General features: G+C 64.5%; 17 protein-coding genes and 1 riboswitch. Of the genes, 6 read left to right on the top strand and 11 right to left on the bottom strand.

Annotated features, from left to right (window positions below; translation table 11 throughout):
• Positions 1-57 precede the first annotated feature (57 nt).
• Both BMI89_RS11150 and BMI89_RS11145 read right to left on the bottom strand, forming a co-directional pair.
• Positions 58-804 carry a tRNA (guanine(46)-N(7))-methyltransferase TrmB gene (locus tag BMI89_RS11150; RefSeq protein ID WP_078570976.1) on the bottom strand — a complete coding sequence of 249 codons (747 nt, stop codon included), beginning with the start codon at positions 802-804 and terminating at the stop codon, positions 58-60.
• 33 nt (positions 805-837) lie between these two features.
• Positions 838-1,284 (bottom strand): DMT family transporter, encoded by a 447-nt coding sequence (locus tag BMI89_RS11145; protein ID WP_078570975.1) that lies wholly within the window; start codon positions 1,282-1,284, stop codon positions 838-840.
• Positions 1,285-1,479: 195 nt separating this feature from the next.
• Between BMI89_RS11145 and BMI89_RS11140 the strand changes: the two genes are divergently transcribed.
• Positions 1,480-1,911, top strand: coding sequence for a DoxX family protein (locus BMI89_RS11140; protein ID WP_078540679.1), 432 nt, complete (start codon positions 1,480-1,482; stop codon positions 1,909-1,911).
• 99 nt (positions 1,912-2,010) lie between these two features.
• On the opposite strand, the gene queF is transcribed toward BMI89_RS11140, so the two are convergent.
• The 6 genes from queF to BMI89_RS11110 all read right to left on the bottom strand — a co-directional run bounded on the left by queF (position 2,011) and on the right by BMI89_RS11110 (position 7,353).
• A complete protein-coding gene (gene queF, locus BMI89_RS11135; protein WP_078520836.1) occupies positions 2,011-2,472 on the bottom strand; it encodes a preQ(1) synthase in 462 nt (153 codons plus the stop codon).
• A gap of 310 nt (positions 2,473-2,782) precedes the next feature.
• On the bottom strand, positions 2,783-3,949 hold the full coding sequence (metK, locus tag BMI89_RS11130) for a methionine adenosyltransferase (protein ID WP_078550123.1): 1,167 nt from the start codon (positions 3,947-3,949) through the stop codon (positions 2,783-2,785).
• A 7-nt stretch (positions 3,950-3,956) separates the two neighbouring features.
• Positions 3,957-4,006: riboswitch (SAM-SAH riboswitch) on the bottom strand.
• Between the two features lie 10 nt (positions 4,007-4,016).
• The gene (lnt, locus tag BMI89_RS11125) at positions 4,017-5,582 is read right to left on the bottom strand and encodes an apolipoprotein N-acyltransferase (RefSeq protein ID WP_078570974.1); all 1,566 of its coding nucleotides are present in this window, start codon (positions 5,580-5,582) and stop codon (positions 4,017-4,019) included.
• A gap of 18 nt (positions 5,583-5,600) precedes the next feature.
• Entirely contained in the window at positions 5,601-6,368 is a 768-nt protein-coding gene (locus BMI89_RS11120; protein WP_232621786.1) for a hemolysin family protein, read from the bottom strand.
• A gap of 162 nt (positions 6,369-6,530) precedes the next feature.
• The gene (gene ybeY, locus BMI89_RS11115; RefSeq protein ID WP_078570973.1) at positions 6,531-7,028 is read right to left on the bottom strand and encodes an rRNA maturation RNase YbeY; all 498 of its coding nucleotides are present in this window, start codon (positions 7,026-7,028) and stop codon (positions 6,531-6,533) included.
• Positions 7,018-7,353: a DUF6476 family protein gene (locus tag BMI89_RS11110; RefSeq protein WP_078570972.1), complete on the bottom strand. Its 336-nt coding sequence runs from the start codon at positions 7,351-7,353 to the stop codon at positions 7,018-7,020. The genes ybeY and BMI89_RS11110 overlap by 11 nt, the downstream gene beginning before the upstream one ends.
• On the opposite strand from BMI89_RS11110, the gene BMI89_RS11105 reads away from it, so the two are divergent.
• The 3 genes from BMI89_RS11105 (at position 7,352) to rpoH (ending at position 10,921) form a co-directional block, all read left to right on the top strand.
• Positions 7,352-8,404: an RluA family pseudouridine synthase gene (locus BMI89_RS11105; RefSeq protein ID WP_078570971.1), complete on the top strand. Its 1,053-nt coding sequence runs from the start codon at positions 7,352-7,354 to the stop codon at positions 8,402-8,404. The genes BMI89_RS11110 and BMI89_RS11105 overlap by 2 nt on opposite strands.
• The gene (gene cls, locus BMI89_RS11100; RefSeq protein WP_168176798.1) at positions 8,401-9,843 is read left to right on the top strand and encodes a cardiolipin synthase; all 1,443 of its coding nucleotides are present in this window, start codon (positions 8,401-8,403) and stop codon (positions 9,841-9,843) included. The genes BMI89_RS11105 and cls overlap by 4 nt, the downstream gene beginning before the upstream one ends.
• Before the next feature lie 178 nt (positions 9,844-10,021).
• A complete protein-coding gene (gene rpoH / locus BMI89_RS11095) occupies positions 10,022-10,921 on the top strand; it encodes an RNA polymerase sigma factor RpoH (protein WP_078570969.1) in 900 nt (299 codons plus the stop codon).
• A gap of 94 nt (positions 10,922-11,015) precedes the next feature.
• Here rpoH and BMI89_RS11090 read toward each other — a convergent pair whose 3' ends face one another.
• Positions 11,016-11,249 (bottom strand): hypothetical protein, encoded by a 234-nt coding sequence (locus BMI89_RS11090; protein WP_078570968.1) that lies wholly within the window; start codon positions 11,247-11,249, stop codon positions 11,016-11,018.
• A 118-nt stretch (positions 11,250-11,367) separates the two neighbouring features.
• Here BMI89_RS11090 and BMI89_RS11085 point away from each other — a divergent pair, with 118 nt between their 5' ends.
• Entirely contained in the window at positions 11,368-12,342 is a 975-nt protein-coding gene (locus BMI89_RS11085) for a Gfo/Idh/MocA family oxidoreductase (RefSeq protein ID WP_078570967.1), read from the top strand.
• Positions 12,343-12,393: 51 nt separating this feature from the next.
• Positions 12,394-13,302, top strand: coding sequence for a formate/nitrite transporter family protein (locus BMI89_RS11080; RefSeq protein ID WP_078570966.1), 909 nt, complete (start codon positions 12,394-12,396; stop codon positions 13,300-13,302).
• Between the two features lie 21 nt (positions 13,303-13,323).
• Here the strand turns inward: BMI89_RS11080 and BMI89_RS11075 are convergent, their stop codons facing one another.
• Positions 13,324-14,124: an SseB family protein gene (locus BMI89_RS11075; RefSeq protein WP_078570965.1), complete on the bottom strand. Its 801-nt coding sequence runs from the start codon at positions 14,122-14,124 to the stop codon at positions 13,324-13,326.
• Positions 14,121-14,702 carry a uracil-DNA glycosylase family protein gene (locus tag BMI89_RS11070; protein ID WP_078570964.1) on the bottom strand — a complete coding sequence of 194 codons (582 nt, stop codon included), beginning with the start codon at positions 14,700-14,702 and terminating at the stop codon, positions 14,121-14,123. Before BMI89_RS11070 ends, BMI89_RS11075 begins: the two co-directional genes overlap by 4 nt.
• Positions 14,703-14,799: the final 97 nt, after the last annotated feature.

Raw genomic sequence — 14,799 nt, 5'->3', positions numbered from 1 at the left:
TGCCTCCCTTATTTCAACGCGCCCCTGTTAGCGCGATCTGGCGGGAGGCGGAAGGGCTCAGATCCGCCGATAGGTCAGGTAATGCGGCTTGCGGCCCTCACGCAGCGCTTTCTGCTCGTAGCGCGTCGAGAGCCAGTCCTCCCACGGCGTATCCCAATCGCCGGAATCCGGCTGCGGATCGTCGAAATCGAAGGCGGCGGGCACGTCGAACAGAGGCTCGAATCCGGCCTGCGGCACTTCCTCGACGGTCTGGCGGACGTAATCGGGGATGTCGGTCGCCACGCGGAATTCCGATCCCGGTTTCAGCGCGCGGTGCAGCGGCTCGAGATGCTCCTGCGTCACGAACCGCCGGCGGTGGTGTTTCGATTTCGGCCACGGGTCGGGATAGAGGAGAAACGCCTTCGAGATCGAACCCGCGGGCAGCACGTCCATCAGGTCGCGCGCATCGCCGGGATGGACCGAGACATTCGGGATCTTCTCACGGCGCAGCTTGCCCAGAAGCATCGCGACGCCGTTCACGAAAGGCTCGCAGCCGATGAACTCCACTTCCGGATAGGTCTGCGCCATATGCGCCAGATGCTCGCCCCCGCCGAAGCCCACTTCCAGCCAGACCGGCTTGCCCTTGAACCGCGTCTCCATGTCGAGCGGCTCGCGGTCGGGGTTCACGTCCCAACCGACGGGACCGGGCAGACGGCCCGGAAGGTCCTCGCGCAGATATTCCTTCTGCGCCTTGTTCAGCGTCTTGCCGTGGCGGCGACCGTAGAAGTTGCGCCAGGGCTGTTCGGGGGTGTCATTCTCGTTCATGGGAGGGGCCTCTAGCCGCGTCGCTCGAAAGGTTCAAGCCTTCTGAATGAGGAACAGCCCGAGGCACATGAAGCCGATCCCCGCCCCGCGCATCAAGGTGATGGGCCGCACGAGCGCACCGAACAGGCCGAACTGGTCGATCGCCGCGGCCGAAATCATCTGGCCCAGCAGCACGAAGAACACCGCATTGCCGACCCCGAACCGCGGCGCGATGAAGGTGATCGAGAGCACGTAGAAGGCGATCAGCACGCCAGCGAGGAACAGGTATTTCGGCTGATCGGGGATGCGCGCGAAGCCCGAGGGCCCTGTCGTGACCGCGACGGCCAGCACCGCGCCCAGAAGCGCCACGGAAAACAGCACCACCGCCGCCACCGCGGGCGAGCCGATGCGGCTGCCAAGCTGGGCGTTGAGCGCGGCGAGCACCGGAATGCCGATCCCGGCAGCAAGCATAATCGCGGCATAGCGCAGGGCGTCGGGCATGGTCTTTCTCCTCCGGTTTTCGGCGGAGAGTGGCGCGGAAGGTCTTCGCGTGCAAGGTGGATCGCAAAGCGCTAGTTCTGTTCGTTTTTGCGCATATTTTGTAATTTTATCTGTATTCCAAATTTTTCCGCACAATGTAGATCCTGTCGCCATCGCCTCCGGGCCCATCAGACGACGACACAAAGGATAGATTCCATGACGAAACTCACCGACCTCGCGGCCCCGCTCGGCCGCCTCCTCCTCGCCCAGATCTTCATCATCGCGGGCTTTCAAAAAATCACCGGCTATGCCGGGACCCAAGGCTACATGGAAGCGATGGGCGTGCCCGGCGCGCTTCTGCCGCTCGTGATCCTGACCGAACTGGGCGGCGGCATCGCATTGCTGCTTGGCTGGAAGACGCGGATCGTGGCTTTCCTGCTCGCGGGCTTCAGCCTCATCTCGGGCTTCCTGTTCCACTACGTCCCGAGCCTCGGCATGACTGGCATGGAAGCGCAGGGCCAGATGATCAACTTCATGAAGAACATCTCGATCGCGGGCGGCATGCTGATGATCGTGGCGCAGGGCGCGGGCAAATGGTCGCTCGATGCCCGCGAAAACACCCAGCACAGCGGCCGGGTCACCGCGTAAGCGACAACGCCCGAGGCGACCAGCCAAGGGCAGCGCCCCACCCTCCGAAAAACGGAAAAGGCCCCGCCGATGCGGGGCCTTTCTCAATGGATGATCAGCTCAGCCGCGGCCGCGATAGGGCGGCACGCCCTGATCCGGGATCCACATATCCTCGGGCTTCGGCGCGCTTTGCCAGAAGACGTCGATCGGGATGCCGCCGCGCGGGTACCAATAGGCGCCGATGCGCAGCCATTCAGGCTCCAGCAGATCGCGCAGACGCTGCCCGATCATCACCGAGCAATCCTCGTGGAACGCCCCGTGATTGCGGAACGCGCCGAGGAAGAGCTTCAGAGATTTGCTCTCCACCAGCCAGTCGCGCGGGACGTAATCGATCATGATATGCGCGAAATCAGGCTGGCCGGTCAGCGGGCAAAGCGAGGTGAATTCGGGGGCTGTGAACCGCACGAGATAGCGCTCGCCTTTGCGCGGCTGGGGCACGCGCTCCAGCACGGCCTCGTCGGGCGTTTGCGGCAGGTCGGTCGATTGGCCCAGCTGGGTCAGGCCGGAGGTATCGGTGCTCATGGGATGGTCTTTCCGTCGAGAAGCGTTCGCGCGGCACTAAGGCCACGCAGGCCCGCCGTCAAATCAAACCTCGCTGCGCCGTTTCGAACGAATGGCCCGGGCGGCTAGCCCGGGCCGCGCCCGACCCTCCCCATGGGAGGGCGCTTTGGCGATGATAGCGCGGGCTCTAACTTCGTTCGGGGCTTCCGAGATAAAGCGCCAAGCCTCAAGCGGAGGAAAGCGCCCACCCAAGGGTCGGACGCGCCCCTCACGCAATAGAAAACGGGCAGCGGTTTCCCCCTGCCCGTCGCACATTCCAGAAAAGCACGCCTTACACGGACTTCTTCAGCGCCTCGACCAAATCGGTCTTCTCCCACGAGAAGCCGCCATCGGCCTCGGGCGCGCGGCCGAAATGGCCGTAAGCCGCGGTGCGCTCGTAGATCGGCTTGCACAGATCGAGCGTGTCGCGGATGCCTTTCGGCGTCAGGTCCATCACCTGCGCCACGGCCTTTTCGATCACCTCGTCGGGCACTTCGCCGGTGCCGAACGTGTCGACATAGATCGACAGCGGTTTCGCCACGCCGATCGCGTAGGACACCTGAATCACGCATTTGCGCGCCATGCCGGCAGCCACCACGTTCTTCGCCAGATAGCGCGCCGCATAGGCCGCGGAGCGGTCCACCTTGGTCGGGTCCTTGCCCGAGAACGCGCCGCCGCCATGCGGGGCCGAGCCGCCATAGGTGTCCACGATGATCTTGCGCCCGGTGAGGCCCGCATCGCCATCCGGACCGCCGATCACGAAGGTGCCGGTCGGGTTCACCCACCATTCGGTCTCCGGCGTGATCCAGCCCTCGGGCAGTGTCTCGCGGATATAGGGTTCGACGATGGCGCGGATGTCATCCGAGGTCTGATGCTCATGCGCGTGCTGGGTCGAAAGCACGATCTGGCTGACGCCGACGGGGCGGCCATTCTCATAGCGCACAGACAGCTGAGATTTCGCATCGGGGCGCAGCTCGGGCTCGGCGCCCGATTTACGCGCCTCGGCGAGACGGCGCAGGATCGCGTGCGAATAATGGATCGGCGCGGGCATCAGTTCGGGCGTCTCGTCCGAGGCGAAGCCGAACATGATCCCCTGATCGCCGGCCCCGTCCTTGTCGACGCCCTGAGAGATATGGGCCGATTGCGGGTGCAGGAAATTCGCGACTTTCAGTGTCGCCCAATGAAACTCGTCCTGCTCGTAGCCGATATCCTTGACGCATTCGCGCACGATCTTGTCGATGCCTTCGAGATATTCGGCGAGCTTGGTTTTATCGGCCAGACCGACCTCGCCGCCGACCACGACCTGATTGGTCGTCGCGAAGGTTTCGCAGGCGACCCGCGCGTTGGGCTCTGCGGCCAGGAAAGTATCGAGAACGGCATCCGAAATCCGGTCACAGACCTTATCGGGATGCCCCTCCGAAACGGATTCGGAGGTGAAGACGTAATTCGCGCGTGCCATTGAAGGGTGCTCCGTTGTTGATATCCCCACCCCGTCAGGAAGCCGTTGGGGTGGTTCGGCTTTCTAGCTAGGAGCGCCTGCCGGTCGGGTCAATCGAAATACGCGCAAAGATTGAAAGAAGCGCTAACGCTGCAACAATCAGCGCGATGAACGGTGCGTCACCCAGCTTGGAATAGAGCGTCGGCGGCAGGCTCGGCGGCAATTCGACGTCCAGCTTGCCCATTTTGTCCAACCCGAGGCTCGCCGTGATCCGCCCCTTCGCGTCGATCATCGCAGTGACGCCGGTATTGGCGTCGCGCGCAAGCGGCAGGCCCTGTTCGATCGCGCGCAGCCGCGCCTGCGCGAAATGCTGATAGGGCCCGCTGAGCGTTCCGAACCACGCATCATTCGTGACCTGCAAGATCCAGTCGGGTCGCTGCGCGAAGCCGCGCAGGTCCTGCGGGAAGATCGCCTCGTAGCAAATGAGCGGCGCAACATGGCCGAGCTTGCCCAAGTTCAGCAGCTTCTCCCCCGGCCCGGACGAATAGCCGTTGCCGACCTGTGCGGCGAAGGCGGTGATCCCGATTTTCGCCAGCGCATCGCCGAAGGGCATGTATTCGCCGAAAGGCACGAGATGGGATTTGTCGTAAAGCGCCTCGATCCGGTCATCGGGCGTGATGACGGCCAGCGAATTGAAATAGCGACTGCCTTCACTGCGCTGCACCCCCATCGCGAGCGGAATGCCCCCCGCCGCCTCGGTCGACATCTCCAGCCCGCCCTGCGGACGATCGAGCAGGAAGGGCACCGCCGTCTCGGGCCAGACGATCAGATCGGGTTTCGGCTGACCGGGCGTGGGATCGGCTTTCGTCAGGTCCAGCAGCCGCTGGAAGAATTTCATCCGGTATTCCGGCAGCCATTTCAGGGTCTGCGGCGCGTTGGGCTGTACAAGCCGCAGGGTGATCGGCTCGGGCCTCGGCGCCACCGGCGCGTTGAGCCGCGCCACCCCGCCGAGCCACAGCCCGACCAGCACCACCAGCGCCGCGCCCACGATCCCGAGGGCGGCAGGCATCCGCATTCCGCGCGTCATCGCGGGTGCGCTTGCGATCAGCATCGTGATCAGGCTCAGCCCCAGCGGGCCAATATAGGCCGCCGCCTGCGCGATGGGCGAGCCGATCCAGATATGGCCGACCAGCACCCACGGGAAGCCGGTGAAGACGTAAGAGCGCAGCGCATCCGAGGCCGCCATGCCAATCGCTATTCCCAAAGCGCGCGAGCGCGGCCCCTGCCCCGCATAGGCCCCGAGCCCGTAGCCGATCGCCCAGAACACGCCCATCCCTGCAGCCATCAGGACCAGCGCAAACGGCGCCATCCAGCCATAGACATCGGCCTCGACCATGAAAGGCTCGACGATCCAGAACATCGCGGCCAGCGCATAGCCGAAGCCGGTCGCGAAGCCGATCCAGATCGTGGAGGCCCGCCAGCGTTCGGCGGAGGCGAACCAGACGGAGGCCGCCAGCGCGGGCAGCGCGATCCACCACAGACCCAAGGGCGCCTGCCCGGCGGCGAACAGCACACCGAAAAGCGCTGCCAGAGCCAAGCTCTGCCAGCGCGGGCGCAAGGGGGCACGAAAGCCGTCTCGGAGGGTCGCGATCATGGGCGCGTCATAGCCCGCTCACTCGGCGGGCGCCACTCCCGGCAGACGCACGCGCAGACGTTTGATCCGGCGTGGATCGGCATCGACCACCTCGTATTCGACGCCGTTCTCGGTCACCACGACCTCGCCGCGCGCGGGCACCCGGCCAAGCTGCATGAAGACCAGACCGCCCATCGAATCGATCTCGTCATCGGCCTCCTCGTCAGACAGCCGCATCCCGATCTGCGCTTCGAACTCGTTGACCGGCGCGCGGGCTTGCACGACCCATTGGCCGGGCTTTTCCTCGCGCCAATAGGCGTCGTCGGCCTCGTCATGCTCGTCCTCGATCTCGCCGATCACCTGTTCGATCAGATCCTCGAGCGTGAGCAGCCCATCGACCCCGCCATATTCGTCGATCACCAGCGCCATATGGGTGCGCTGCACCTGCATCTTCTGCAAGAGCACACCGATCGGCATCGACGGCGGCACATAGAGCAGCGGACGGATCAGCTTGCGCAGCGAGAACCGGCCATTGCCCGATCCGAACCCGTATTCCAGCGCCAGGTCCTTCAGGTGAACAAGGCCCAGCGGCGTATCGAGCGTTTCCTTGAAGACCGGCAGGCGCGAATAGCCGTGCTGACGGAACTTCTCTACCAGCTCGTCGCGGGTGATGGAGACCGGAACGGCCTCGATCTCGACTTTGGGAATGGCAACATCGCCCACCCGCATCTTGCGCAGGTTCCCGAGCCCCAGCGGTGCTGGCGCGGGTTTGGGCGGCATTTCTACCTGTGGGGCCTCTTCTTCCATGGGGCGTTGCCCGAAGAAGCGGCTGAGCAACCCGCGCGAAGCGGGCTCCGAAGACTGACCGGGTTCTGCGTTTTCCGAACTACCGGTATTGGCGGAGGTAACTCCGTCGGCGACCTGTCCCATTGTTCCTTTCCGAAAGATGACGCGGCGTTGCGTCTAGTCTTACACATATGGGTTACGAATTCCTACGCTTTCAAGAAGGCGGATTTCGATTTGTTCCATAACTTGCGCATCTTCATCGCGAATATGGTCATAGCCCAACAGATGCAGCACCGCATGGATGAGCAAATGCAGCGTGTGATCTTCGACGGATTTGCCTTGTTCTTCAGCCTCTCGGGCGCAGGTTTCATAGGCAATCGCGAGGTCGCCGAGCTCGATTTCGCCGAAGACATCGGGCGTGGGCGGTTCGGGATGGGTGCCGGGCGCTTCCGCACCGCGTTCCTCGGCAGGCCAGCTCAGCACATTGGTCGGCTTCGCCTTGTCGCGATATTCGCCATTCAGCTCGGCGATGCGGGCGTCGTCGCAGGCGAGAACCGAGAGGCGGCAGAGCTCCGCCTCGATCCCGCGATCCTCCAGCACCAGCGTTGCGGCGCGGGTGATCAGCTCTTCCAGACCAACGGTTTCCCAGCGGGCGTCTTCGATCTCGAGGTCAATTTCCATCGGAATTCCCACCCTCAGCGCCAAGCGTCAGATCACCGACCTTCTGCCCGGCCTTGTCATAGACCAGCACCTGCCCCCCATCGGTCACCACCACCGTATAGTTGCGCGCGAAGGTCACGGCTTCGGCCTGCGCGCCCTCGGGCAGCGTAATCGCGGCGGGCAGCTGCGGCAGCGGATTGGGTTGCTGCAAGCGGATGACAAGCAGCGCCACGATCGCTACAAGCCCGACGATCATCACCGCCGCAAGCGTGGTCACCAGTATCTTGAGAAAGCGAAGATCGGGTGGCAGCGTGGTGGCAGGCTCTTCGTCAGGCAGGTCGGACATGAATAAGGAAATCCTCAGCATCGAGATCGGACCCGGCATGGGTCCCCGCCTTGATAAGGCCTTGGCGGCGGCTGTGCCAGAGGAAGCGGCGCTCTCGCGCTCGCGTCTGGCGAAACTGATCGCGGAGGGCTCGGTCAGCCGCGAGGGCGTGGCCGTGACCGATCAGAAAACCAAGGTCGCCGAGGGCGAGGTCTATCAGATCGCGCTGGAGCCGCCGAAAGAGGTCGAGACGGTGGCGCAGGACATTCCGCTCGAAGTGCTGTGGGAGGACGACGACCTGATCGTCGTGAACAAGCCCGCGGGCATGGTCACTCACCCCGCGCCGGGCACGCCCGAAGGCACGCTCGTGAACGCGCTGCTGCACCATTTCGGCGGCAATCTCTCAGGTATCGGCGGCGAGGCGCGCCCCGGCATCGTGCACCGCATCGACAAGGATACGTCGGGCCTGCTGGTCGTCGCGAAATCGGACCGGGCGCATCACGGGCTGGCGGCGCAATTCGAGGCGCATACGGTACATCGCCATTACCGCGCGCTCTGCCATGGCGTTCCGCAGGCCTCCGATCCGCGTCTGCGCGGGCTGAACGGGGTCAGCTTCGAGCAAGGCGGCGTGCTGAAGATCGTCACCCAGCTCGCGCGTCACAAGACCGACCGGCAGAAGCAAGCGGTGGTCGCCAATGGCGGCCGTCACGCCGTCACCCGCGCCCGGACGATCGAGGATTTCAACGGCACGGCGGCGCTGATCGATTGCTGGCTGGAGACCGGGCGCACGCACCAGATCCGCGTCCACATGGCCTATGCGGGCCACGGGCTGATCGGCGACCAGACCTATGGCGGCAAGCGCAAGATCTCGGAAAAAGCGGTGGGCGCTGCGGCGGCAGAGGGCGTGCGCGCCTTCCCGCGTCAGGCGCTCCATGCGGCGACTTTGGGCTTCATCCATCCGGTCACCGAAGAAGAGCTGTCCTTCGAGGCGCCCCTGCCCGAGGACATGACCGCGCTGATCGACGCATTGCGCGCCGCCTCCGCGCCCCCAGCTGGCGGCACGGGCCAGTGAACGTCTGGTGGGCCGAGCTTCTGACGCTGCTGATTCACTTCGGCTCTCAGGTGCTCGCGCTTTTGCGGGTGCTCACCCGCCCCGACAAACCGCCTGCGGTGCGCGCAAGCTGGACCGTGCTGATCCTGTCGGTGCCGTTTCTGGGCGTCATCCTCTACATCCTGATTGGCGAGACGCGGCTCAACCAGCGCATCGCGCGCAAACTGCAGGCGACGGTGGACGCCCTGCCCGCCCCCGATCCGGTCGAGCCTGAAGACCTCGAGGCCGTCACGCCGGAATATCGCGCGGCCTTTGCACGGGCCGCCGCCATCAACGGCTATGCGCCCAGCACCGGCGATGCGATCACCTTCCTGCCCGACCCGTCCGACCAACTCGAACCGCTGATCGCCGATATCGACGCCGCCACCCAGAGCGTGCACCTCATCACCTATATCTGGCTGAGCGATCTGACCGGCATCGCGATGGCCGAGGCGCTGACCCGCGCGGCGGAACGCGGCGTGAAAGTGCGCGTCCTTGTCGATGGGCTGGGCGCGCGCGCCTTCATCAAGTCGCGGCACTGGAAGGCGATGAAGAAGGCCGGCGTGAAGACCGCCATCGCCTTTTCTTTCCGCTGGCCGCTTTTCAAGCTGGCGACAATGCGGATCGATCTGCGCAATCACCGCAAGCTCGCCGTGATCGACGGGCATGTGGCCTATACCGGCTCGCGCAACCTCGCCGACCCGGAATTCCGCATCAAGGCGCGCTTCGCCCCCTGGACCGATGTGATGCTCCGGATCGAGGGGCCGCTCGCCGCCCAGCATCAGCATATTTTCGCGACCGATTGGGTGACTCATAGCCGCGAGGAAATCTCGGACCTCGTGCTCCCGACCCCCGCCGCACCGACCGCGCGCCCGGGTACGGCGGTCGCCTTCGCGACGGGGCCGATGCTGGACACGCGCGGGGTGCCGGATGTGTTCCTTGCGGTGATCGGGGCCGCGCGCGAGACGCTGACGCTCTCGACCCCCTATTTCGTGCCAGGCGAGGAGATCGCCTCGGCGCTGCGCGCCGCCAAGCGCCGGGGCGTGCGGGTGCAGGTGATCGTGCCAAGGCGCAACGACTCGCGCTTCGTCGCCCATGCCGCGCGCAGCTTCTATCCGGTGCTGGCCGAGGCGGGCGTCGAGATCTGGGAGCATGGGCCGGGCCTGTTGCACGCCAAGACGCTGCTGGCCGACGGCCGCGTGGCGATCCTCGGCTCGGCCAATCTCGACCGCCGCAGCTTCGAGCTGAATTACGAGAATTGCGTGCTGATCGAGGATAACGAACTGGGGCTCGCGCTTGGCGAACGCCAGCGTCACTGGATCGCGCAGGCCCGCCGGATCGGCCCGGAACGCATCGCGGAATGGCCCCTTCACTGGAAAATCATCAACAATCTGATGTCGGTCCTCGCCCCGATCTTGTGAGGCGTCAGATGTTTTTTTACACATGCGCGACGGAAATCCCGTTACGATACGTTGATCTTTCTATGCGACTGCGTCAGGGCGGCTTTCGGTGAACCAATCGCCACTGCCCTGCGTTTCTTGAAAGAACGGGGAGATATCCCCATATTGAGCAGCCGCCAAAAGGGAGACATGGGAGACGATGACGAGCTATACAAACCTTCCGGCCCCGAGTCCTGAGCAGGGGCTGAACCGCTATCTTCAGGAAATCCGGAAGTTCCCGCTTCTGGAGCCGGAACAAGAATACATGCTGGCCAAGCGTTGGGCCGATCATCAGGATACCGAGGCCGCGCACCAGATGGTGACCTCGCACCTGCGTCTCGCCGCGAAGATCGCGATGGGCTATCGCGGCTATGGCTTGCCGCAGGCAGAGGTGATCTCGGAGGCCAATGTCGGTCTGATGCAGGCCGTGAAGCGCTTCGATCCCGAGAAGGGGTTCCGCCTCGCGACCTATGCGATGTGGTGGATCCGCGCCGCGATTCAGGAATACATCCTGCGCTCGTGGAGCCTCGTGAAACTGGGCACCACCTCGGCGCAGAAGAAGCTGTTCTTCAACCTGCGCAAGGCGAAATCCAAGATCGGCGCCTATGAAGACGGCGATATGCGCCCCGAGAACGTCAAACAGATCGCGACCGATCTGAACGTGACCGAGGAAGAAGTGATCTCGATGAACCGGCGCATGTCGGGTTCGGACGCGTCGCTGAATGCGCAGATCGGTGCCGGTGACGAAGGCGGGGCCGCGCAGTGGCAGGATTGGCTCGAAGACGAGGATGCCGATCAAGCCGAGGCCTATGCCGAGTCCGAAGAGATGGAAGCCCGCCGCGAGATGCTGATGGCGTCGATGGACGTCCTCAACGATCGCGAGAAGGACATCCTGATGCAGCGCCGTCTGCGCGACGACCCGGTCACGCTGGAGGAGCTTTCGGGCGTCTATGACGTCTCGCGCGAGCGTATCCGCCAGATCGAGGTGCGCGCCTTCGAGAAGCTGCAAAAGCGCATGACCGAATTGGCGCGGGAAAAAGGTATGAACGTGCCTGACTGACGCGCGATTTGTAACGAGTATTGATGTATATCGCCGTTCCCATCTGGGGACGGCGATTTTCTTTGTGCGGCATCTCTTTGGACAGCGCCTGCAGCTATCGCCGCGCCCGCGGCATGTGCCGCAATTGGTAAAGGAAAACGGCGAAGGCCACGCAGGTGAGCGCCAGCCACACTGCGCCCGATTGCGCATGATAGACCACGCCCTCCTCCGGGTCGAAGCAGCGCCCCATTTCGTTGAAGCAGCTCCGCCAGCGGAAATATTGCGCGTAATAGGCATAGCCGAAGGCAAGCGTCAGCCCAAGGCTGAGAAGCATAGTGATCACCCGCATCTCCGGCGCCCCCTTCCGTTTCGACCCAGCGTAGCGATGCACGACAACCGGTCAACGCGCCCCCGTTGCACCCCGTCCTGATTGCGCTACCATCGCGGCGAGAAAGGGAGGCTATCACATGACCGTTTTGAACTGGGGCATTCTGGGGGCTGCGAAATTCGCGCGCGAGCATATGGGTCGGGCGATCCACGCCGCTGAAGGCGCGCGGCTGGCGGCGCTCGCAACGTCGAGCCCCGAAAAAGCCGATCCGTTCAAGGCCTTCGCGCCCGATCTTAAAGTCCATGACAGCTATGACGCGCTGCTGGCCGACCCCGAGATCGACGTGGTCTATATCCCGCTGCCCAACACCCTCCATGTCGAATGGACGAAGAAGGCGCTGGCGGCAGGCAAGCATGTGCTGACGGAAAAGCCGATCGCGATGAAGGCCGAGGAGATCGACGGGCTGATCGAAGCGCGCGACGCCGCCGGTAAATTCGCGACCGAAGCCTATATGATCGTGCATCACCCGCAGTGGCAGCAGGTGCGCGACTGGCTCGATGCGGGCGCGATCGGCGAGCTGCGTCACGCCGATGTGGCCTTCACCTTCAACAACCCCGACCCCACCAATATCCGCAACAAGCCGGAGATGGGAGGCGGCTCGATCCCCGATATCGGCGTTTATGCCTATTCCTGCGTGCGTTTCGCAGCCCGGGCCGAGCCGCGCGAGCTGCGCGCCGTCATCCAGCGCGAGAACGATGTCGACACCTTCGCACAGGTCACCGGTGAGATGATCTCCGACAAGGGCCGCTTCACCTATGGCGCGATGACCTCGACCCGGCTGCACCCGCGTCAGGAAGCGGTGTTTCAGGGCTCCGAGGGGCTGATCCGCCTCACCTGCCCGTTCAATGCGAATGTCTTCGATCAGGCGGAAGTCACCCTGATCCGCAAGGGCAAACCGGACGAGGTGATCCGCTATCCGGGCGTGAATCAATATGTGATCCAGGTGGAGGCCTTCGTGCGCCACGTCACTGAGGGCGCCCCCTATATGTGGACGCTCGAAGACGCGCGCGGCACGCAGGCGATGATCGACAAGGTGTTCGCCAGCGCGTCGTGACGAGACAATCATGCCTTGGGAACAAAGCACGCCTGACGGTGTTCAGGATGAATGAAATCACATAGTTCCCAAAGTAACGATCAGAACCAGTCCGACGACGAGAGCGGGAAAGCCTCGAACGCCGTACGCGAAAGGCATGAAAAGCGCTCGGTGATGCAGGCGTCGCGCCTCTCGGCGCGGCTGATCTATGCCGTGATCCGCCATGACGGCGACGAGGAGCTGAACCGTCCGCTGATCTCGCTCGTGTGGTCGGGTCTCGCGGCGGGCATCCTCATCAGCCTCTCGGTCATCGCGCAGGCAAGCCTGCATGCCCGTCTGCCCGATGAAGACTGGCGGATACTGGTCGAGTCGCTTGGCTATTCGGCCGGGTTCATGGTGGTGATCTTCGGGCGGATGCAGCTGTTTACCGAGAACACGATCACGACCGTGCTGCCGGTGGTGGCGGATCGCTCGCTGACCTGCCTGCTGAAGATGCTGCGGCTCTGGGCGATCGTGCTCGCCTCCAACGTGCTGGGTTGCGCGATCGCCTCGGGCTTCCTGAGCATCCCGCATGTGATCCCCGACGAGATGACCGACAGTCTGCTCGCGGTGGCCCGTCACGCGACCGATGGCGATATGGGGCAGAACTTCTACCGCGCGATGCCTGCGGGGATCATCATCGCGGCCGTGGTGTGGATCATGCCCGCAGCGCAGGGCAGCTCTTTCCTCGTGATCCTCGCGATGACATGGCTGCTCGCCGCCTCGGGCTCGGCCCACGTCATCGCGGGCTCGGTCGAGGCAGGGCTGCTGGTCTGGGCCGGGCAGATGAGCCTTGCCGAGGCGATCAGCCGGTTCTTCCTGCCGGTGCTCGCAGGCAATGTCGCGGGCGGCACGGCGGTCTTCACACTGCTCACATGGGGGCAGGTGAAGAACGAGGTGACGGGCGAACAGGATGAGGCAACCCCGGCGTCCGACCGATAAGCGAACGCCGCCGGATGCACCTTAGCGCAGCTTCGGCGGCTTGCTCGGGTCCATGCCGGGGGCGGAACCGGGGACGATCTCCTGCACCTCTTCCTCTTCCGGCTCGGGCACATGCAGCACGAGGCCCTTGTCCAACAGAAGCTGCGCGGCCTTTTCCTCGGGCTCGAGGAAGGTCACGTCCAGCTCGCCCGCGTCCAGCCCGGAGAAGGTCAGCGCCTCGCCCATCGCCTTGGCGATCCCTGCGCGGAAATGCTCGTGCGCGCCGATCACCGCGAGCACATGGCCCCGGTGGCCGTCCTCATAGGTCACGCCGCCCAGCACGGCGGCCTGCGCGATGCCAGCGAGCTGATGCAGCTTCGCCTCGAACGCGGGCAGCAGCAGCGCGATCACCGCGGGCGACAGGCCCGGAGCGGTGAATTCCACCGGGCGGCCCTGCGCCTCGGACGGCGTATGCGCGAGCGTCTCGGTCAGCCAGTCGAGCGCCTCGGGCGGCAGAAGCATCGCCGAGTCCGCCACCGCAAGATTGACGCCCAGCCCGATATTCTCGCCCACCAGATGCTGCGCGATCACCCGGCCCGGCAGCGCGGCATAGGGCTGCGGGCCGTCGGCGAATTCGCCCAGACGATCTTCGGTGTCGAAGACGAGGACGAAGTCGCCCTCTTCGGTGGAGAACACCTGCGGCTTGATGTTTTCGTCCTCGGGCTCTTCCTCGAGCAGCAGGAACAACTCGGCATCGGCGAGACGGTCGAACACGGCGAGGCGCTTGGCCTCATTGTCGGGTTCGGCTTCCATCGCGGCATGGGCGCGGTCATAGGGGGTCATGTCAGCTCCTTCACCCGCGCGCGCAGGACCGGCAGCAGGTCGGCCTCGAACCACGGGTTTTTCTTCAGCCATCCCGTATTGCGCCAGGACGGATGAGGCAAGGGGAAGAGGCGCGGCGCGTGGTCTCGCCACCCCATCACGGTCTGGGTCACGTTCCGCGTGCCCAGATGCCAGCGCTGCGCGGCACCACCCACCAGAAGCGTCAGATCGACCGGTCCGATCTCGGCCATCACCCGGTCGCGCCACGTCTCGGCGCAGATCAAAGGCGGCGGCAGGTCCGAGCCCTTCGCGTCATAGCCCGGAAAGCAGAACGCCATCGGCGCGATCGCGATGCGGGACGTGTCGTAGAAGGTCTCGCGATCCACGCCCATCCAGTCGCGCAAGCGATCGCCCGAGCGGTCGTTGAACGGCACGCCCGTCTCATGCACCCGCAGACCCGGCGCCTGCCCCACGATCAGCACGCGCGCCCCCGCCCCGAACCACGCAACGGGTCGCGGAGAATGCCCCGTGGCCGTCGCGCGGAACCGCGCCGCGCAGATGCGACAGGCCCGGATCTCCTCTTGCACGGGTCGGGTCATAGTTTCCTCTCTGGTGTCAATGTGTTCCTCGTTGCATAACCCTCCTCCAAGTGAACATAATCCTGCCCAAATCCAAGGTTAGGTGGGTTCTCAGCCT

It is taken from the genome of Thioclava sp. F36-7 (assembly GCF_002020075.1).
Classification (GTDB): domain Bacteria; phylum Pseudomonadota; class Alphaproteobacteria; order Rhodobacterales; family Rhodobacteraceae; genus Thioclava; species Thioclava sediminum.
This window is presented reverse-complemented; position numbering and strand designations above follow the sequence as displayed.